We start from the raw sequence: 20,663 nt of genomic DNA, 5'->3' as shown, positions 1-20,663 counted from the left end.
CGTTTGCGCAGCAAGCAAACGCCAGAGAGGGCTCACGCTGCAAAAGTCTTGGCGCCTTCCGCTACGATCAAATCGGTCACTTGTACAATCGACCTCCCCTCGCTTCGCTCGACCCTCCTGCCAGGCATTGGTATCTACACAAGTCGCCTTTTGCCCAAAGGGCATGCATATCCATAGCCTGGGGCAAGCAAACCGAGCATTTGCGAGGGTTGTGCCGCCCCAGGAACCTCATCGCAATGAGGTTTGATTTGGCCAACGGCCATGCACAACATTCTTTGTCAATCGCATGGTGGGTCAATTAAACGCGGCCGATCGCAAAAGTCAGCAAGGTGACCAACCCCTTCAGTATGCAAAGCCCAGCGGGCTGATAGAGTGTTTGCCGGGCCCGTCAGGGCCCGGATTCCAATGCAATTTCGCCGCAGGCCTGGAAGGCCGACACAGTAAGCACGCGGTCGAGACCGCCGCCTGGACTGTGTCGCCCTTCCAGGGCTGGAGTGGTGGAGGCGACATTCAACCGGCGGTTCACACCGCCGGCAAACACTGTGCCTGCCCTCCGGGCATCACCTACGACTTGATGCAGAAATTGGGTAATCCGCAGGGCGATGCCCAAGGCTATGGATGTAAACGGCCGTTGGCCGAAACCATCCACTCAGAACAGATCTGACACGCACAAACTCACTCGTTCTGCATCTCGACGTCGTCCAGATAGAACGCACCATTGCTGCGCGCCGACGCGATGAAACCGACCCAACGGGTCTCGGTCCAGTCGGGATCACATGTCAGATCCGTCACCTGCTGCCGCCGGCCGTCGGGCAACACAAACGTCGCCTGCCAACGAGCATTGCGAATGCCTTGCATCGATTCCATCGTGACCTGCAACCAAGTCCCCGCTTCGATGTCGATTAGTTTTTGGCCACGGCTGTACACCGCGGTTTCGCTCAACTGCAGACTTGGACCGGTTTGATACGGACTGGTGCTGCTGCGCCATTCACACGACACCGTGACGCTCGGTTCCAGACGGATGCGGAAACTCAATCTCGATTTCCCCTGCGTGTAATGGGGATCCCAATAAAAATGGGGATTGAACGCAGCCCGCATGTCCACCGCATCTTGCACCTTCAAGCTGCGGCCTTTGCCACCAGGTGTCGGTACGACGGAAAACAGTGACTTACGGCCTTCGTCTGACAATGTCGCCAGACTCATCAGTGACAGTGGGTGATCGGTTTCAAAATGATCGCGAACGTCGATCGGTTGCGGCGGCGGAACCTGATAGGGCTCGGGGAAAGTTGTCGCCGCGGCGAGATCTTTCCAAGCCCGATCGCCTTGAACCCCAGCCAACGTGATGTCGAACGGGACGAAACCGATCTTGGACGCTGGCGATCCAGGCCGCAGTCGGAAATCTCGTTGACCGGCGTCGACAAACATCGGATCGGCGATGATCGACTCTTGATCGTGGCCCGCGTCACGCCATTGCCGCCACGTCTTGCCGGCGAAGTCGAAGGGCTGGCCGCCGGCACGCCAATAAAGATTGTGATCCATCGCGACTTTGGAACCGTTGTTCCAGCCGGAATAACCGAGCAACCGACCTTCGTCAAAGTAAACCAAATTCCGCTCGAACGTGAACGAGAGATGCGGCTCGGCCCGCGTCACCGCGACTTGGCCTTCTTCACTGAACGCCAGGATGTTGTTGCGGACGATGTTTTCGCGACCATAGTGCTGATGAAACCCGCCGTCGCGGACGTCGTACACCAAGTTGTTCTCGAACACGATGTGCGAACTGCCCTCGTCGGGATACAGCCCCCAACCGCCGTAGCGGGTCGCATAGACGTCGTGGATCACGTTGCCGCTGACACGGGTCCCCTCCGACGGCCCCAACGTGTAAACGCCTCCCATGTCGCTGAGAATGCGGTAACCGATGTGATGCAGATGGTTGAACTCGATGCGGTTGCGTTTCGCACCGCTGTCGGCATAACCCCAACGCCAACCGACCGACACCGCGGTGTAGTAAAAATCGGCGATGTCACAGTGCGTGATCGCGTTGTCGCTGCTGTGCCCGATCCAGACCCCCACGGCACACGGCAAGATTCGCCCGCCGCGGTGGAGGATGCAGTTGTCGACCGTGATTCCCGACGTCCGCACCGGCTCGGGGACCAACTCTGTCTCGCCGATCCGCACCGCACTCACACCGACGTCAAAGACTCGCGTTCGTTCGACGCGACAATCGCGACACGCCTGGCGAAACCAAAATCCGCTGCCGCCGATGTGTTCGATCGCGCAATCGGTGAAGTGAATCTGGCGGGCACCATCGAGCTGGATCGCGGTGGCATCGACGTTCATCGCCGCTTGATTCGGACGAATGCCTTCACCGGGAATGCGATACTCGGCGTGCCGCAGTGTCAGTCCTTCGAAATGGATGTGTTTGACGTGCCGTTCGGGATCGTCGACGTCACCTTGGAATTCGAACAAACGCGGCAGTTCGGCGGCCACCGCGTTGACCGTCTCGATCGTCTCGCCTTCGCGCGGACGGTAAAACAACCATCCCTGCCGATCCAAAAACCATTCGCCGGCGGTATCGAGTGCACCGATATAGTTTTCGAGGAAGTACAAACAATCGCGGTTCATCGGATTGTGAGACTTCATCGGTGAGCCGTGCGTCGTGAACGAGCCGTCGCCGGGCGAGCACGATTGCAACCATTCACGCGTCGTGTCCCATTTGTGATAGACGACGACTTGGACATCGTGGAGCGCATCCGAATCCGTGTCTTGCAGCGAATCCAAGTCGCTTGCGCGGGTGGCGAAGGTATGCTTCAGCCTCGGAGGCGACGCTTGCAGGGGCATTTCACCGACGCCCAACAATGTGAAAAACTCCCCATCGTTCGGCGTCCTCGCTCGCGTCGCCCGACGTCCATTGATCCACAACTGTTCAAATCGCCAATCTTCGTCGTCCCCGGATCGCGGCGCCGCGACGCGTGTCTTCCACAACCCGGGGTGCTCTGGATCCAACTGCCATCCATCGATCGCACGTCCGCCGGACAAGATCACTTCGCCACCGGGCTCGCCGCGATAACGCACCGGACGCTGCGGTGAAGCTCCCGAATCGGCTGCAGTAAATTGGATCGTCTGGTTCAATCGATAGTGACCGCCGCGCAGGTGAACCGTCACGGCTTGATCACCACCGGCGGCACGAACCTCTCGCACCGCTTGCTGCGCCCGTGCGATCGAGGCAAACGGCTGCTGCGAAGCACCCGATTGCGTATCCAGCCCGTCGGGGGAAACGTAGAAGTGGATGCCCGTCTGGTCAGCCATCACGGTCGCTGCGAGCGGCCCCATCAACAACAACAAAACGGCACGACAAATCAAACGCATCATTCCTTCTCCCAATACGCGATCTCGGTTGCAACGAGCAATGCCATGGCACCGCCACGGTCATCGCGGCCGAGAATCGCCGTGCGGTCATAATAATCTCGAACCGTCTTCTGTTTTCCGGTTCCGGTGCAAACATCGACAAGTTGTCCGCCCGATCCGATCCGTGACTTGATCGCGGACCAAGACTTTTCCACCACGGGCGTCCATTCCTGTGGGGCAAGCCATCCCCGTCGCAGACCGCGAACGATTGCGAACGTGATCATACAGGTGCTGGTGAACTCTCGGTAACTCTCTTCGCGATCAATCACCTGATGCCAAGCGCCCGTCGGGTCCTGGTGTTGTTTCAAAGCCTGCAAATGGTCTCGATACGAATCCAAGAACACGCGATGGGCTTGCGTGTCTTCTGCAATGGCACTCAATGACAACGCCATCCCGAGCGCCGGAAAACCGTTGCCGCGTCCCCAGGCGGCTTCATCGAGCGGCGAGTGACGGTACAGGCCATCATCGCGGAGGCAGAGCGTCTGCATGAACTGCAAGTGCCGCACACATTGCTCCACATACTTGGCGTCCGCGGTCAGCGCACCGACCTCGGCCAGAATCGCACAGCCCATAAAAACCGCATCGCTCATTTCATTGTGAAACGGCATCGACTCCTTCGGCCGACCGTCGGCGTCGAACCCGTCATCGGCCGCCTTCTTCGCCAGGCTCGTCCAGCGGTTGTCACCGGTGCGTCGGGCAAGTTCTGAGAATACGAGGTGTCCCGACAACGTGCTGCCGTTCAGTTTGGGCGGCATGGATTCCTTTTCCCCGCGGAGATACGGCGCACCCAGCTTGATGGCGTCGCGCAACGGTTGAGGGTCGTCCGTCAATTCGCCCACTCGCATGCGACCGATCACGGCCAGGGCGGGGATGTACTGGACGCTATCGAGTTGATGCCCATAGACCAACGACAGTTCCTGAGCAATTTCAAGCGGCGATCGCGCCAGTCGACGCTTGATCTCGTTGCGGGCTTGCGAAGGCGGCAGCGACACGCGATCGAGTGCGGTGGTGATCCAGGCAATCGCTTGGCGGCTGCCGGTTTGCAATGCTGGAATCGATCCCGTCCCCGACGGCTTGCTCTGGGCGAGCGCGGCGACCAACGAGTCCGGTTTGGCCAGCCGGTCGCTGATGTCCAATCCATTCGACCGGATCGCTTCCAACAGTTTCACCGGCTGGTTCGGATAAACCCATGCTTCGCTGCCGTCACCGCGGAGATCGATCACCAGATCCGGGGCGTGCATGCCGATCCACCGCCAAAGATAATGGGCGACGTCATTGTCCGGTTGGTTGTATGCATTCCCACTCGGTGGAAACGACTGCGCATGGATCGGTTCGTGATCCAACGCGTCGGGGCGCGCGCAAGGGACACAAGAAACAGTATAGCGTTTCGAGAGTTTTTCATCCTTTTGAAACGCGACCATCGACTCGAGCGCCAGTCGAACCGAGGCGAGGTCCCCGTCGAGACCACCGACCAGCAGGATGTGAAACTTCTTCGAGTCGGCATCCAGGCTTTCGGGAGAAAGCAAACACGGGATGGGCGTGTCCGTGCGGGTGACTCCGATCGACGACCGTACGACGCCTGCGATGGAGTACTGAGAAATCGTTTCGCCGAGGGCGTTCGCTGCGCGGGACTCACCGCGAACGGACCAACCGAGCAAGAAGCAAAACGCAATCGCGGACGCCAGGCGGATGGGATAGAGATTCATGGTGGGAAGCAACGGGAGGGCAAAGAAGATTGAACGCGCGTCGGCAGCAACATCATGCCGGTCAGCCACCGCTGATCAACGCAACAGGCTTTAGCGTCCTACAACATAATGGCACCCTTCTCCCCCGCAAATCGTAACAAGCTTGCTTGTCGATTTGTGGGGGAGAAGGGCTGGGGATGAGGGGGCTGATGATCGAATTTGCAGCTCAAATCACTCATCGTTGAGCATACGGGCGGGCAGTTCCATTCGATACCATTGCGGCCCATATGTGTTGCCGACCACCCCCAGCCCCTCCCTTCAAAAAACGAACGACGCTTCGCGAATTCGACGTTTTTCGGGGAGAGAGGAGCCAGTGTATTTTTTAGATATCCTTCAGTAATAATATTGACATCCCTTCTGGCTAGATTGTCGCGTTACTGGATCGCTGGAACTAAGCAATAGAGGTGGGCAAAAAAGACGATGGTTTCGAGGGCGAATACTGCGAAACGTATTTCGGAGCTGAGGGACGATCGAAGCGTGCAAATCACAATGGCGACGGGGCAAATCAAGAAAGCGGCGAAGAGAGGAAAGACAAACCATTGAAGTATCTCGCCTGCAGCCTGCGGAACCAGAAGGACGCGGGTGTCAACGAGAGAGAAGACGCCGGATAGGACGACCGCTGCAACGTGGAAGTACAACCAGAACCGAATCACGGAATGACGCGGCGGAGAAACAGACGGCTCGGCAACCGATTCGGTGGACGGTGATCGATAGGGGTTACGATTCAACGAATCGCTCAATCGATGCGGACCGCCCACACCCGAAAGCTTGGATCGTGAGCCTTCGTTCCTTCCAGAACGCGACCGTTTGGCGAAAGCGTGACCCGATCCGGGGGAATCCGTTTCCAACGAAATTCGTAGGTCTGTTTCTTTGGATCGATCAATCGCCAAGTCCCGGCGCCATTGGTTTGTCCATTGACCAGATTCTCGATATCCACACCGTTGTTCCAACGCCAAGTCCCCAAGATGGCAGGAGCTCCGGCCGGTTGCGAGCCGATCGCGTGCGTCGACTTCTGATTCGGTGGAACAATCTTGGTTGCTTCAATTCGTTCGATGTGATCGCGGATGGCAACGGCGATGTCTAAGTCCCCGTCCTCCGTATGGGCCTTCTTTCGCTTATTTAAACGTCGCATCAGCGTTTCGCGGAGCGATTTCCGTTCTTGAATGTACGATTTCTCCAAGCGATCCTGGGCGTCTAGAAATCGTCGATCAACCGCTCGGATATCGGTTGCGTGTTGGTCAAGCTCGGTGGCAATCAGATGCTCCGAGGACTGAACCTGCGGAAGGCTGTCATCGGCGCGTGATGCGACATTCGGCTGAAGACAAAAGGCAATACTGGCGAGGAATGATAACGTCCGCAGGCTCACTGTTTTTCTCCGATTGGCACCGATGCTGTGATCATGACCCGACTATTCTGGCAGGTGCTCGACCGCCAATCTACTAAAAACTGCTTCAAAAACGCTGCGGCCCTCCACCATTCGTTTCCTGCCGCGTCTCGCCGCCACTGCATCGAGCACTACGCCGGTAGCAACGCCGCGATCGGTTCGCCGCGGTCGGTGATCGGGACCGGGCGGTCGCCGGCGTACAGGTTCTTGCGATAGTCGACCTGGGCCGCGGCGCAGATTGTGGCGAAGAAATCAGGCACACCGACGGGATCCGACACGATCTTTTTTGACAGCTCATCGGTTTCGCCCCAGGCGCCGCGGTGCGCCAGACCACCACCGGCAAGGATACAACTGAATGCGGTGCCTTGATGGCCGCGACCACCGCCGCTATCGAATTCCGGCGGACGACCAAACTCGCTCGTGATCACGATCAGCGTTTTATCCAGCAGCTTCTTTTCTTCCAGGTCCAGGATCAACGTCGATACCGCGGTGTCCATTTCCTGAATCAACTTGTGCTGTTGCAAGATCCCTGCGTTGTGCACATCCCAGCCCGCACCGTTGAGAAAGTTCAAGTTGTGTGACACTTCGATGAAACGCACCCCACGCTCGACCAGCCGACGGCTGAGCAAACAGCGCTGACCAAACTCGCCGCCGTAGCGTGTCCGCAGATCGGCCGGTTCGCGATCGAGTTGGAACACGCGGTTGAAACTCGGACCGCTCAATTCCAGACTCTGGCGAATGGCCGCGTCGTAATCGAGCAGCCGTTGCTCGGCAGTCGGATCGCCATTTCGCTGCAGCGTCGCCAGAAACCGTTCGCGTCGCGATTGCCGCTGCGGCGTGATCCCGTCGGGACGACTCAAACCGGCCGGACCTCGGCTGGTGTCGGTCAGATACAGATAACTGTCACGCGCCCCCAGAAACCCCGGACCACGCGTCACGTTCGGGTAGCCGATCAAGACGTACGGCGGTGCACCATCTCCGGCGGCCCCGCGTTCGTGTGCGATGATCGATCCCAGCGACGGATAGGTCACCGTTCCGCTGATCGGCCGACCGGTGTGCATTCGGTTGGTGGCCGCGGCGTGCTCGTCGATCATCTCATGATGCACACTGCGGACGGCCGTGACACGGTCCATCAACGGAGCCAGCTTCGACAGGTGTTCGCAGACGCGCACACCGTCGACGGCGGTATCGATCGATTCGTAATACGAACCGGCTTGTTTCTTGGACGCGTCGCCCTTGCGTTTGGGATCAAACGTATCGATCTGGCCCATACCGCCACCAAGCCAGATCGAAATCACGTGCTCGGTCTTGCCGCGGAGCAGCTTCGCGGCCGACTCCTGGCTGGATGGATTGGCGAACCCCAGCGCCGAAAGGCCTAATCCGCTCGCCGTTGCGGCACCGGCGGCCAGAACGTCGCGTCGTGTGAAAGGTGTCATGTTCATGTCTCGGTTACGGTATCCAAACAAATTCGCGATGGTTGACCAAACTCCAAACCACGTCCTCGTAGACTTCGCGCCAGGACGTTTCCAACCTCGGGTCCGGCGGTGGTCCGGCCGCGACGCGGCGTTCCAGCTCCACTTGAATCTCGTTCGCCCGCGGACGCAAATGATTGAACCACGTCACCAGCGGCAACGGCTCGGGCGATTCGGGCGCTGTGATCTGTGAGTCGGGGACCAGACGTTTGTCGAAGCCGTCGGCCAGTGCAGCGGTGAACGTTTCGCGTTCCTCTGAAGTCGGCAAACGACACAGCAGACGCAGGAACAACGTTTCGACCAGCGATTCGGCGTTGGCGGCATCGATCGCAAGCTCTGCCAATTCGCTCCGTTGCGAGGCCCGCGTGAGCGTCGTGGACAACGTGCCGTTGGCCAGGATGCCGGGCTGCAACACGTTCGGGTCGGTCTCCCGCTCGACGATCGGCATCTGCCGCGCGCCCGTCCAGCCGAACGCTTCGAGCACATCAAGGACCGCCCTCGCCTTGGGTAACGACAAACTCGGCCGGTCACGTTCGTTCTTGATATCACCAAACATCCACGCGCGGCTGGGGCGTCCCAGCGTTTGACGATTACTCAGCGGACGCCGCCCGTCATGCACAAACGTCAGCTCTTCGACATCGATCGCATTGCCCGTGGCAGAGTGCAGCGAATCGACGACTTGCTCGGCGGTCAACCGACGCCGCTGCGGTGCGTTGAAAAAACGCAACTCCGACGACGCCTGAAGATTCGTCCCGATCGCCGCACGCTGATACAGTTTCGACGTCACGATCTGGCCGACGATGTGACGCAGGTCATAATCGTTGGCGACCAATTCGTGGGCAAGCCAGTCGAGCAGTTGCGGATGACTGGCGCCGCGGCCTTCCCAATCGTGAACCGGTTCCACGATCCCGGCTCCGATCAACTGCTTCCATACTCGGTTGACGATGACGCGGGAGAAACGCGTGTTTTGGGGCGCAGTGACCAGCGTGGCGAGCCGCTCGCGGGTGTCGGTCGGCTTCATCATCAACGCGTCGATCTGTGCGCCGTCGACCGCACCGGTTTGCTCGGCAAACGGCCATCGCGGCGAGACCGATTCGTCCGCCGCAAGTGTCACCTGAATCAGCGATTCGCGATTCTGTTGGTTTTCAAAGAACCCGGATGGCACACGACTGGTTGCGGGAACCTTGACGGACTTGCGAGCCATCATCGCGGCCAGCGAATAGAGGTCGTGCTGCGTCGTGCTGTGATAGGGCGAATCGTGACAGCGGGCGCACTGCAGTTCGATGGCCAAGAAAGCCGACGCGATGATGTGCCCCTTGGCCGCCATCGGCGCATCGTTCTCCGCCGCCACGCCGAACCCGGCGCTACCGCCTTCGGATGCACCACCGCGCAACAACATCAATTCCGTCAGCATCCGATCGAGCGGCTTGTTGTCCCGCAAGGAATCATACAGGTACCAGCGAAACGGCCCCGTGCTGTTGAGCGACGCATTGAGCAGCGATGGATTCTCCGCCAACAAGTCCTGCCAGAAACTCATCCAGTGATCGGCGAAGCGATCGTCCGCCAGCAGTTCGTCGACCAGACGTTGCCGTTTGTCGTCGCGTTGATCGTCAAGAAACGCCCTGGCTTCGACGGCACTCGGCGGCACGCCCACCGTGTCCAGATAGATCCGTCGCAAAAACGCTTCGTCGCCGACAACCGGAGCCAAGGCAACCTGGTCGGCTGTCAGTGGCGGCGCCGGCCAGACCGCTCCCTCGCGGACCCATTGCTCCAACAATTCAATCTGATCCGTCGACAATCCTTCATCGGTCGGCGGCATCGCCCCGCTGCGGATCTGCGCAATCAACTCGCTGGCTTCCAAATCGCCGGGAACCACCGCGGGGGTTTCTGATTCACCGCCTTGAAGCGCCGCGGCGCGCGAGTCCAGCTTCAAACCGCCTTTCGTCTTTTCACCGTGACAGCGGAAACATTGCTCGCGCAACAACGGCAGAACCTCGCCGTGGAAATGTTCGGCTTGGCGATCGTCGTCGTCGGCCGACCGGCCGAGTGCGTCGTCAATCTTCTGCTGGACAAACGCGTCGACCGGATGACCGCCGGACGCGGGAATCGACGGTACCGGATGTTCTGCCGCCCATTGCCGGGCCAGCTGATGACGACGGTGCCAAAACGAATCCTGTGACTCCGCTGCGGCACGACGCCGCTGGTCGTCCAGTTGTGCGAGGGAATCTTCAATGCGAACGAGTGCCGGCTCGACAGCGGTATCGGTCAACGGCAGACGTCGCGTCCCCGCCCCCAACACGTCGTAGGACTTGCCGTCGTCGGTCAACACCGCCACACAAACCTCGCCGGTCTCGGTACGACGACTGCTGCCGCCGACCAACAATTCCAACACCACACGGACACGACGCGTCGTGCGGCCCTCCTCGGGCTTGATCGTCGTTTCGTCGATGACTTCCTGTTGCCGGTACCCATGCACCCGCACGCCGGGAAGCGGCGGCTCGGCAAGCGGCGTCATCGGTTCTTCGCCGTTGGGCGGCGCCTTGGAGTGGGCCTTGGTTCGCGACACCAACTGGCCGTCGACCCACAACCGTCCCAGCCCGCGGCCGCGCAACAGGAACTGATGGGCACCGACCGGCAACTCGACATCGGCCGCCATCCGCAACAACACCGGCGCGTTCCAGCCCGTGCGAATGCCCCAATCATCGAACTGCAGTGGGATTCGCGGAAGCAAAAATTCGTCGCCCGCCCAACGCGCCGATTCGGCCGGTGCCGCTTCGCCGTCATACAGCCAGCGATCATGGGTCGGGTAGCCGCTGCAAAGCTGCATCAACACACGTCCGTCGGGAACTCCTTCCAATTCGGGCATGACTTCGGGCTGCAACTTGACGACGCGTGGTCCTCCGACACGGCGAAAGTTTGCGGCGATCGTTTGGTCGTCCAGCTCTTCACGATGGATGGCCACGGCGTCGATCATGCCCTTGAAACGGCTACCGATGCGTACCTCGTCGTCATCGACGACCGGCGGCTCGCTCGTCGCGCCGCCCATGTCCCACGCACCGTCGGTCGGCTGGCCGTTGATGAACCCGCGAATCGACGTGGGGTCACCGAAACGGTAGCGGATTGCGATGTGATGCCATCCGGTGTTCAGCGGGAACCCCAGCTTCGATGTCCAGCGATGCCAATGCTTGTCCCCGCCGGTCGGCTTGGTCGCGAACAAAAAATTGACGCGTGCCTCGCCCTTGTCACCGGTCACACGCAGCGCCCAGTTCTGGTTGTCACGGGCAAAGCCCGCCGAACCGGTTCGCCCCTTGCCGATCACATACCACAGGTCTCCGGGACGGATGCCGATCGGGTTCACCCAACCCTCCAGCGTGACGGCATCGCCGTTGGTGAAATCGAATTGGCTGTCCGGCCCGGTGTCGGCGATGGCCAAGTGCCCGCCGCCGAATCGCACGGCGGTGTTGTTGCCGGCAAAGTCGGGGAATTCCGGCGGACGTGGCCCGGGCAGATTGAGCTGAACGTTGCCTTGAACCGCAGGCGGAATGGCATCGTCGTCGCCAAAGTCCCAGCGCACAGAATCCTCTGCGACAGCCGCGCCGGACGTTGCGGTGTCCTGGGCAATCGACGCACCGCCGACGACGAACAACGACAGACAGAAGAAGCAAAGTTGACCGAATCTCATGACGCCGCGATCTCCGTATACGCACGCCCTTCGTTCTGGTCGATCCGTTCGGGGCGTCCCTTGTGAACGTAAACCAGTTTGCGATGATCGACGCCCATCAGGTGCAGGATCGTCGAATGCACATCGTGAACGTGCAATCGATCTTCGACGGCGTGCAAGCCGACTTCGTCGGTCGTTCCGTAGGCCTGTCCCGAACGCACACCACCACCGGCCATCCACATCGTGAATCCGGTCGGATTGTGATCGCGACCGTCGCCTTTTTCACTCATCGGTGTTCTGCCGAATTCGCCGCCCCAGACCACCAGTGTCTGCTCCAACAAACCTCGTCGTTTTAAATCCTTCAACAAACCGGCGACCGGCAGGTCCATGCCACGACACATTTTGCTGTGGTTGGCTTCGATGTTGTCGTGTGCGTCCCACTTACTGCCCGCCCCGTGGTAACACTGCACGAATCGGACGCCGCGTTCGACCAGCCGACGGGCCATCAACAGATTGCGACCGTATGGCGCGGTCGCTTCGTCGTCGAGTCCATACAAGCGATGCGTGTCGGCGGATTCCTGTGACAGATCGACGGCTTCGGGCGCGTGCGATTGCATTTGGAATGCGAGTTCGAAGCTGCGAATCCGAGCTTCCAAATCCGTGTTGTCCTGTCGCGTGGCGGCGTGGCTTTGGTTCAGCTGCGACAGAAAATCGAGTTCCTGGCGTTGCTGATCCGACGCGACATGTTTGGGCGGATGGATGTTTGCAAACGGCGGCCCTTCCTTCTGCATCGTCGTGCCTTGATAGACCGCCGGCATGAATCCCGCACCCCAGTTGCGCGCCCCGTTGATCACGCGGCCCTTGCCTTCCTGCATGACGACGAAAGCGGGAAGGTTTTCGTTTTCCGATCCCAGCCCGTACGTCACCCAGCTGCCCAAGGACGGCCGGCCGGCGAACTGGCTACCCGTGTTCATTTGACAAATGCCGCCGGAGTGATTGATTCCGTTGGTCCAACAGGAACGGATCACGGCCAACTCGTCGGCCATTTCAGCGGTGTGCGGCAGCCAGTCGGAAATCCACAATCCGCCTTCGCCATGCTGTTTCCATTTCCGCGCCGACGGCAGGATCGGCGAGTCGTATTCGCCCATCGCCGTGATCACCCGGCCAAAGCTTTCGGGGATCGGCTTGCCGGCCAGCTTTTCCAGTGCCGGCTTGGGATCAAACGTGTCCAGATGACTCGGACCGCCGTCCATGAACAGAAAGATCACACTCTTGGCTTTCGCCGGATGGTGCGTCATCTTCGCGGCCAAGGGCGACGGAGCCGACGAAGTGGCGGCCATCACGCCGTCTTGCTTCAGCATCCCCGCCAATGCCATCGCCCCAAATCCACTGCCGCTTCGCAGCAACATCTGTCGGCGCGACAGGCTTTGGTGATTCGTTTTATCAATCGACATAGATCATCTCATTGGAACATAAGAGCGCGTGGAGCAGCGCCACGCGGGCGTGCTGGCGGGGCGATGCCGTCGTGGCTTCACCCGATTTGATCACCGCATGCAGATCGTTGCCGGACAGATCCTGGCCCACATGATCCGCTTTGGCGAACTGAACATCAAACACCAGATGGGCGTTGGAACGATCATGGGTCAACTGCCGCACCAAGTCGTCACCGCTGAGTGCGGCTTGATGCAGACGGACATTCTGGATCAATCCATCCCAGCGATGGCGATTCGAGCGACCGCCGATTTCGATCGGCCGATCGGCTTGCACATTCCAGCGGGCACGGTGTTCCACGCTGGCAACCTGTGGCTTCGCATCAGGCATTGACAAATCTTGCAAGTAGAACGTGATGCCGTTCTCCGACGCGTCGTCCAGATCGATCGACACGGCGATGGAGTACGGACGGTTCAGTTCCAGCCGCAGATCGGAAGCGACGACTTCGTATTCCGGTTTACCTTGCGGATCGGCGCGTGAACCCACCAGTTGCAGGATCAGATTGCGGGGCTTGAATGCACTCTTGGTGGATGTCACACCGAGCGACCAGCCCTGCTGTGACTGATTTCCCGACCAGTTGGCGACGATCGTTCGAACCGACGCATCCGGGTACAGCGAATGCAACATCACCGTCGCTTCGATCGTAAAATCAGCGTTGTCGGACGCGGTCTGAAGCGTCTCGACCGCTGGGATTTGGATCTCCGTCGGCGGCTCCGATTTCAATGCGATCGCCGACCGCCCGTCGGGGAACGTCGCCAGCTGCTTCGGCGCGGCGGATTCTGGCGAAATCGATTCGTAGGAGTCGACGAACCGCTCGGCTTGTTGAAGTTCGCCTTCGCCGGGTTCGCGGAAATAAATCCTTTGGTAGACGCTATGGACCAGCGAATCAAGACTTGCCGACGCCATCTCACTGGCCATGTCTTTCGCCCGGTCGTGCAGCCACGGATCATTCATCATCAACAAGGCTTGGGGCGACGTGGTCGTTCGATGCCGTTTGCATTGACTCTCCACACGATCGGGAAAATCGAACACCGCCAACAGCGGATCCAGCTTGTTGCGTTTGACCGTTTTGTAGATCGCACGCTTTTCTTTCGCCAATTTCCCGCTGGCCACCAGCACGGCATCATGAATCTCTTCACCGGATAGCCGTCGTGGATTCATCCGCCACAGGAGGACGTTCTGCGGATCGAGCTTCGCCAGTTGCTCGTCCATCGGCCGCTCGGACGATTGACGATAGGTGGCCGACGTCAAAATCAAACGATGCAGTTTTTTGAGGCTCCAGCCGTCCTGCATGAACCGGCGGGCCAACCAGTCGAGCAGCTCGGGGTGCGACGGCGGCATTCCCAGACGCCCGAAGTCGCTGGTCGTTTCCACCAAGCCACGTCCGAAATGTTGTTGCCAAACGCGGTTGACGATCACCCGCGCGGTCAACGGATTGTCGGGGTCGGTGATCCAGCGGGCCAGCGCCGTCCGCCGCCCGGTCGACTGCAATGCCGGCGGCGGCGGCTGAATCTCGGCCGGCTTGTCGTCCAGAATCAGCGGATAGCCGGGAGGAATCGGCGATGAATCGGTGGAGTCGGGGATCGTGGTGGGCGGCGCAACCGGCCCCACATCGCTGGCGACAAATTTCAGCGTGGGCAACGGTTCCGGTTTCAAGTGATCGAACTCGGCCAGAGCCTTTCGCAACCGCTGGCGTTCGGCTTCGGTTTCTTCGTCCAACCACTCCGCCAGCTTGTCCGGATGCAGGTCAAATTGATTCGACGCCAGCGACGCGATCTGATGCTCGTACGGACTGCGGTCACAACGACGGCTGGAGATCATCGACCGGATCTCTTCGGTGAATTTTTTGAATCCTTCGCGCGTGGCATGGGCCAGCAACACCGGCGTTTCGATTTCGTGCAACCGCTTGCGGATCTCCTCCGTCGCCGCTTCCCAAGTCTGCTGTTGTTGCAAATGCCGGGTGCGAGTTTCCACGTCCGCGATCGGCAAATCTTCACGCGGCTGCAGCGGCGCGAAGAACGCCTTCATCGCGTAGTAATCTTTCTGCAGCAGCGGATCGAACTTGTGGTCGTGACAACGGGCACACTTCAATCCCTGGGCGAGGAAGACATCGGCGGTCGTCTCGGTGACGTCGCTGAGAATCTGCTGCCATTGGCCTTCCACGTCGCGTTGATTCCATTCGTAGATCCAATGACGCAGATACATCGTGCCGATCAACGCATCTCGGTTGCCGGGATCGACTTCATCGCCGGCGAGTTGTTCGAGCACAAAGCGATCATACGGTTTGTCTTCGTTGAACGAGCGAATCACATAATCGCGATAGTGGTACGCTTCGGGACGCCCGTGATCGGCGTTGTAACCGTCCGAGTCGGCGTAGCGAACCAGGTCCAACCAATACCGCGCCTGGTTCTCGCCGTAGGCCGGATCGTCAAGCAACTGATCGACGAGTGCTTCGTACCAGCCCTCGCCGGTCGCGAGCGTGCCGGCAGATTGACCATTGGGCGGCAATCCCGTCACGGCAAAGTGAACCCGTCGGGCGAGTTGTGCGGATTCGGATTCCGCCGCCGGTTCGATGCCTTCGCGACGGAGTCGCTGGAACACAAAGTGGTCCATTTCATTGCGACACCAACCGTTGTCCTCCACTTCCGGCACGTCCGGATCGGCGATCGGTTGATAGCACCACCAGTCGCGATCCTGGTCGGTGATCTTCGGCGTCGGCTTCAACACCAAGCCTTGCGGCCAAGGCGAATCGGCTCGGACCCATTGCTCGATTCCGGCGGTGACGGACGCTTCCAGCTGGCCACTCGGCGGCATCTCAAACGATTCATAACGCAGTGCTTCGATCAACAAACTCTCGTCCGGCTTGCCCGCGACGATCGCGGGGCCGGAATCGCCGCCCTCGAGCAGGCTTTCGAAGGTATCGAGCCGCAAGCCGCCTTCCTGTTTGGTCTCGCCGTGACACTTGATGCAGTGTTGCACCAGCATCGGTCGAACATGAATCTCAAACAGATCACGTCCCGGTGGAGTACTTTCGGCCGCGGAAAGTGACGCGGTCAGCAGCCAGGGCAACAGCGCGGCGAAAGCACAGGTTCGCCGGGCAAGCCGGCGGGGATCGCAAGCTGGAAGCTTACGCCAGTTGGAGTCATTTCCCATGTTCAATTCAGCTCCGGTAAGCCGGCGATGAAGACCGGGTCAACCATGTGTTTGTCATCAAGCGCATCTTGAAAAAAAAGTCCCTCGACGCGTTCGTTCGGTGCGAATCCCAGATCGGACAAATCGATTCCCACGGCCAGGCCGCGAAACCGCATCGCCTGCCGCTGCTGGACCGCTTGAAGCGTCTGCAACTGCGCGACCGAGTCAGCCGGTTGGGCGAACAGGTGGACGTAAAAGTTAGCCAACACTTGGGCCTCGGGCGATTCCATCGTCAAGTCGTATCGACGGATCGTGTGGGACTTCAGCCCGTCGCGAAACACCAGCGGACTGACATGAAACGCGTCTCCGTCGATCGGGTTGCCGAACGATTGCAAATCAAAGAATACCACGTCGGCTCCCGGCCCGTTGAAAACCGGTGAATCGAAACGGACGGCGAAACCCGGTGTCCCGGCATCACCCGTCAGGATCGGGTCGCTCGTCAGCGGCTGCTCGCTGCCGTCGGGATTGATCACGCCGGTGACCAGACTGTGATCAAAGACGACATCCGTCGCCGGAACGGGCAGCGTTTGACCGCCGCACAGGAACGCCCGTGGCTCGGTGGATTTGAACCACGTCAAACGCGTCGCGATCAAATCACCCACGTCAATTTTCATCACCCGCCCGCCACGCTGCACCGTCACGCTGGTCAGCATTTCCGCACCACCGCCGACCGCCTGCGTCGCCTCGTAAGACACCACACGGTCGGGCAAACCGTGCCGATAGACGTTGGAATCGAAGGGCACCGGCTGGGCTCCAAGACGGCCCGCCGCTGCAAAGGCTTTCGCTTGCCCGCGAACCAATCGCGTTTGCACGGGTTGCTCGGCGACTTGTTCAGTTGCTTGTTCGGCCGCGACCGGGCCGGAGCGTTCATACACATCCGCTGCCCCTTCGGCGACATGCACTTCCGTCTCGCTGGTTTCCGACACCGTGACCGCGAATCGTGTCCCGCGATCCACCACCCGAGTCGCCGGCGTGTCGATCCGAAAACCTTCGGCGCCGTCGGGGGCATGAACGCTGCAACGACCGACATCCAAGGCCAAGCTCTCGTGGCTGGTGACGCGGAACACCGCGGGGCCTTCCAAAATCGCGGACGCCCCGGCGGGAAACGCGACCTCCACCATGCCACTCATCAACACATACTCTCGCTGCGGCGCGAGCACCGTCCCGACGGGCGGCGACAGCTCGCCGAAAAACGTCGCATGCGCGCTGCTGGCCAGCCGCACGTCGATCCGAGTCGACGCCGATTCGCCGCCTTCGCGCTGCCGTTGCGGCAACATCACCCACGACAACGCCGCAAGCAACAAGACCGCCGCGGCGCCCCACATCCCGGCCGACATCCGCCGCCGATCGCGAAACGTGTCTCCGTCCGGTGCCGTTTGCTGTTGCGATCGTTCCTGCTGAGCGGTTTCCTGCCGAGCCGTTTTCGTCTGCGTGACATTGGACATCACACGGCCGACAAACTCGTCGTGACTCCTCGGCAACTTGGCCATCGTTTCACGGACGAATTCGTCCTGTTGGGTCGGCTCTTCCTCCACAATCAATCCCAACAGCCGATGGGTCTGAAACAGATCAGCGGCCTCCGCCACGCGGCTTTCCTCGGCTTCCAACAGATCTCGAAGCTCGGCCAGTCCGTGTTCGTCCAACTCACCTTCCAGGTAGTCGGTCCACAGCTCGGTGAATCGTTCGTCTGTCATTGCGTGGCACCTCCGTTCACGGTCGCCATTCGTTTTTCAATGCACTGCTGCAGCTTCTGCCGGACTTTCCAAAGTTGTTTTTTGACGGCGGGGACCGAACGATCACAACGGGCGGCCATTTCTTCCAACGGAATCTCCTCGTCATAGCGCCACGAGACAAACTGGCGCAGCGACTCACCCAGCGAATCCAAACACATTTGCAAACTCTCCAATCGCGTCGTCCACATCTCCGGCGTCTCGTCACAGCGCCGATCCAGTTCGCGTTGCAACAGATCGGGACCGTAACGGGCGTGATAGTCGGCGATCCGCCGCAGCCGAGTCGTCTCGGTGCGGAGCTGGAACCGCGCGATCGTGAACAACCAGGCGGCAAAATCCGTACCCGGCTGATACTCCTTCAACCGCGTGAACGCCGCCACAAAACTGCGTTGCGCCAGCTCGTCGACGTCCACACCCGGCGGTGCGTGGGCGGCCAGCCAAGCCCGTAGCGGCCTTTCGAAACGGCGCACCACGGCCTCAAATGCTGCCGTTTCACCGCGACAAACACGCCGTAACGCAGATTCGGTCTGCAAATCGTCGAAGGGGGGATCAATTGCCATTTCATGGGTGTATGGCAGCAGAACGGGGCAGGTTACCCCAGTTCGGAAACATTTCGGCCACACACCAAGATAAACAGTCACCCTCCCATGTGCAGGTCATGCAGCCTAAAAGCCACCCTCCTGGCAGGGGAGGTCGAGCGAAGCGAGGGGCAGACGCACTACATTAAGCAGGCTCCCACTGTGCGGGAGGGCCGAGCGGGGCGAGGGGAGGGCGTGTTCAGATTACTTGTGAGATGAATTGGCTAAGACCGGCTACCAAGCGACACTGCATCCACATGAACGTCGCACTTTGGAAGCATCCGACATGACCATGCCTGATGTCGACACATTGATCGAACTGATCCGCGCCCACCGGAATACGGAAGCGTTGGAAATGCTCGATGCGTCTCCGGGATTGGCCACGGAACACTCTGGTCGATCGGGGCAACTTCACGGCGCTTCACCCCTTCATTGGGCCGCGCATCGGAATGCCACCGAAGTCTGCCAACGTCTCATCGAACTAGGTGCAAAGGTGAACGATTCGGCGAGTGATTGGTGGCTGACTCCTCTCTCATGGGGCGCTGACGCGGGGAGTGCCGAAGCCGTTGAACTTCTGCTCAAACACGGTGCAGACGTCAATCAAGATGCCATTGTCGGAACAACAGCACTTCACGCGGTCGCGATGGGTGGGTCAACCCAAGGCAAAGGTGATCCGGACGCGTATGAAAGAACGGCTGAAATATTGATCCGCAATGGTGCGGACATCAACCGACGGACCAATGGGCACCGAACCCCGCTGGATGAAGCGATCGACAACGAAAACGATGCCGTCACAAGGGTCCTGCGGCAACACGGAGCGCTGGCTTCGAACACCTCAACCTGAAGAAGGTGCAGAACAATAACTGCCTGCCGGAGACTTCCGAAGCGGACGGTTAGAACGGAGCGACGCTCGTAGCGAACGTGGGGCTTTGGTGATGCCCGAAGGGCAGACACAGTGTCTGCCGCCGGCGTGAGCCGCCTATCTGGACTGCGCCGGACGTCGTTAGACTTCCAGCGGTGCGGCGGCGTGCTGATCGGCGTTGATGCGGGTGATCAACTCTTGCAACACACGCTCGGCCGCTTCGTGTTCGACCTGGCACGTGCCCGCGGCTTCGTGACCGCCGCCGCCGTATTGGTAACAGAGTTCACCGACATCGGTGCGGCACGATCGGTCCAGGATCGATTTGCCGATCGTGAACACCGTGTTCTGTTGTTGTTTGCCCCACAGCACGTGGATCGAAATGTTGCACTTCGGAAAGACCGAATAGATCACGAATCGGTTGGTCGCATAGATCGTTTCTTCGTCGCGCAAATCCAACACGACCAAATTGTCATGAACGGTGGCGCAGCGTTTGAGTTGATCTTGGGCGAGCTCACGATGTTCCTGGTACAGTTCGACACGCTCGCGGACGTCGGGCAACAGCAGGATGTCTTCGATATCCAGATCGCGGCAACAGTCGATCAGATCCATCATCAGTTGGTAGTTGGACACGCGGAAGCTGCGGAATCGTCCCAGACCGGTGCGTGCATCCATCAGGAACGAAAGCAATGCCCAGCCTTGAGGGTCAAGAATTTCGTCGGCCGAGAACTTTGCCGCGTCGGCTTTGTCGACCGCCTCCATCATCGCTTCGCTGATTTTCGGGAATCGCTCGCGGCCGCCGAAGTAGTCATAGACGACGCGCGCGGCGGAGTCGGCGCTGGTGGACAGCACGTAGTTGTCGGCTTGTTCGCCTTCGTTACGGATCTCTTCACTGCTGTGGTGATCGAAACAGAGGTGACAACCCGGCACGTAAGGCAGGTTGGTCAGGATATCATTTTCGGTCACCTCGACCTCGCCGTCTTGCATGTCCTTCGGATGCACGAATTTGATTTCGCCGAGGATGTCGAGTTCTTTCAGCAGCAGCGCGCAGACGAGTCCGTCAAAGTCACTTCGAGTCAGCAGGCGGTAGCGTTGTGTTGTGTTGGTCATGTGGCCAAGTCCGAGACAGGTGTTGTGAGATGATTT

General features: G+C 59.8%; 12 protein-coding genes. 2 read left to right on the top strand and 10 right to left on the bottom strand.

Annotated features, from left to right (window positions below; genetic code table 11):
- Positions 1-286 precede the first annotated feature (286 nt).
- On the top strand, positions 287-664 hold the full coding sequence (locus tag NZK35_RS05830; RefSeq protein ID WP_259631653.1) for a hypothetical protein: 378 nt from the start codon (positions 287-289) through the stop codon (positions 662-664).
- A gap of 11 nt (positions 665-675) precedes the next feature.
- On the opposite strand, the gene NZK35_RS05825 is transcribed toward NZK35_RS05830, so the two are convergent.
- From NZK35_RS05825 to NZK35_RS05785, 9 genes are all read right to left on the bottom strand, one after another.
- A complete protein-coding gene (locus NZK35_RS05825) occupies positions 676-3,369 on the bottom strand; it encodes a right-handed parallel beta-helix repeat-containing protein (protein WP_259631652.1) in 2,694 nt (897 codons plus the stop codon).
- On the bottom strand, positions 3,366-5,111 hold the full coding sequence (locus NZK35_RS05820) for a glycoside hydrolase family 88 protein (RefSeq protein ID WP_259631651.1): 1,746 nt from the start codon (positions 5,109-5,111) through the stop codon (positions 3,366-3,368). The genes NZK35_RS05825 and NZK35_RS05820 overlap by 4 nt, the downstream gene beginning before the upstream one ends.
- A gap of 775 nt (positions 5,112-5,886) precedes the next feature.
- Positions 5,887-6,516, bottom strand: coding sequence for a hypothetical protein (locus NZK35_RS05815; RefSeq protein ID WP_259631650.1), 630 nt, complete (start codon positions 6,514-6,516; stop codon positions 5,887-5,889).
- Between the two features lie 149 nt (positions 6,517-6,665).
- Positions 6,666-7,970: a DUF1501 domain-containing protein gene (locus tag NZK35_RS05810; RefSeq protein WP_259631649.1), complete on the bottom strand. Its 1,305-nt coding sequence runs from the start codon at positions 7,968-7,970 to the stop codon at positions 6,666-6,668.
- Positions 7,971-7,983: 13 nt separating this feature from the next.
- The gene (locus NZK35_RS05805; RefSeq protein ID WP_259631648.1) at positions 7,984-11,688 is read right to left on the bottom strand and encodes a DUF1553 domain-containing protein; all 3,705 of its coding nucleotides are present in this window, start codon (positions 11,686-11,688) and stop codon (positions 7,984-7,986) included.
- Complete coding sequence (locus NZK35_RS05800; RefSeq protein ID WP_259631647.1) at positions 11,685-13,121, bottom strand: DUF1501 domain-containing protein; 1,437 nt, start codon at positions 13,119-13,121, stop codon at positions 11,685-11,687. The genes NZK35_RS05805 and NZK35_RS05800 overlap by 4 nt, the downstream gene beginning before the upstream one ends.
- Positions 13,111-16,311: a DUF1553 domain-containing protein gene (locus tag NZK35_RS05795; protein ID WP_259631646.1), complete on the bottom strand. Its 3,201-nt coding sequence runs from the start codon at positions 16,309-16,311 to the stop codon at positions 13,111-13,113. Before NZK35_RS05795 ends, NZK35_RS05800 begins: the two co-directional genes overlap by 11 nt.
- Positions 16,312-16,313: 2 nt before the next feature.
- Positions 16,314-18,044 (bottom strand): FecR family protein, encoded by a 1,731-nt coding sequence (locus tag NZK35_RS05790; protein WP_259631645.1) that lies wholly within the window; start codon positions 18,042-18,044, stop codon positions 16,314-16,316.
- On the bottom strand, positions 18,041-18,640 hold the full coding sequence (locus NZK35_RS05785; RefSeq protein WP_259631644.1) for a sigma-70 family RNA polymerase sigma factor: 600 nt from the start codon (positions 18,638-18,640) through the stop codon (positions 18,041-18,043). The genes NZK35_RS05790 and NZK35_RS05785 overlap by 4 nt, the downstream gene beginning before the upstream one ends.
- A gap of 304 nt (positions 18,641-18,944) precedes the next feature.
- On the opposite strand from NZK35_RS05785, the gene NZK35_RS05780 reads away from it, so the two are divergent.
- Positions 18,945-19,502 (top strand): ankyrin repeat domain-containing protein, encoded by a 558-nt coding sequence (locus NZK35_RS05780; RefSeq protein ID WP_259631643.1) that lies wholly within the window; start codon positions 18,945-18,947, stop codon positions 19,500-19,502.
- Between the two features lie 159 nt (positions 19,503-19,661).
- Here NZK35_RS05780 and NZK35_RS05775 read toward each other — a convergent pair whose 3' ends face one another.
- Positions 19,662-20,627: an exopolyphosphatase gene (locus NZK35_RS05775; RefSeq protein ID WP_259631642.1), complete on the bottom strand. Its 966-nt coding sequence runs from the start codon at positions 20,625-20,627 to the stop codon at positions 19,662-19,664.
- Positions 20,628-20,663: the final 36 nt, after the last annotated feature.

Origin of the sequence: Stieleria sedimenti (genome assembly GCF_025060895.1) — a bacterium.
In the GTDB taxonomy this organism is placed as follows: Bacteria; Planctomycetota; Planctomycetia; order Pirellulales; family Pirellulaceae; genus Stieleria; species Stieleria sedimenti.
Note: the sequence above shows the minus strand (reverse complement) of the source record. Positions and strands in the feature narration are given on the sequence as shown.

Excerpts from the sequence above, each read along its gene's own strand:
- NZK35_RS05830 (WP_259631653.1), top strand. The coding sequence starts at position 287 with ATGGTGGGTCAATTAAACGCGGCCGATCGCAAAAGTCAGCAAGGTGAC.
- NZK35_RS05825 (WP_259631652.1), bottom strand. The coding sequence starts at position 3,369 with ATGATGCGTTTGATTTGTCGTGCCGTTTTGTTGTTGTTGATGGGGCCG.
- NZK35_RS05820 (WP_259631651.1), bottom strand. The coding sequence starts at position 5,111 with ATGAATCTCTATCCCATCCGCCTGGCGTCCGCGATTGCGTTTTGCTTC.
- NZK35_RS05810 (WP_259631649.1), bottom strand. The coding sequence starts at position 7,970 with ATGACACCTTTCACACGACGCGACGTTCTGGCCGCCGGTGCCGCAACG.
- NZK35_RS05805 (WP_259631648.1), bottom strand. The coding sequence starts at position 11,688 with ATGAGATTCGGTCAACTTTGCTTCTTCTGTCTGTCGTTGTTCGTCGTC.
- NZK35_RS05800 (WP_259631647.1), bottom strand. The coding sequence starts at position 13,121 with ATGTCGATTGATAAAACGAATCACCAAAGCCTGTCGCGCCGACAGATG.
- NZK35_RS05795 (WP_259631646.1), bottom strand. The coding sequence starts at position 16,311 with ATGGGAAATGACTCCAACTGGCGTAAGCTTCCAGCTTGCGATCCCCGC.
- NZK35_RS05790 (WP_259631645.1), bottom strand. The coding sequence starts at position 18,044 with ATGACAGACGAACGATTCACCGAGCTGTGGACCGACTACCTGGAAGGT.
- NZK35_RS05785 (WP_259631644.1), bottom strand. The coding sequence starts at position 18,640 with ATGGCAATTGATCCCCCCTTCGACGATTTGCAGACCGAATCTGCGTTA.
- NZK35_RS05780 (WP_259631643.1), top strand. The coding sequence starts at position 18,945 with ATGACCATGCCTGATGTCGACACATTGATCGAACTGATCCGCGCCCAC.
- NZK35_RS05775 (WP_259631642.1), bottom strand. The coding sequence starts at position 20,627 with ATGACCAACACAACACAACGCTACCGCCTGCTGACTCGAAGTGACTTT.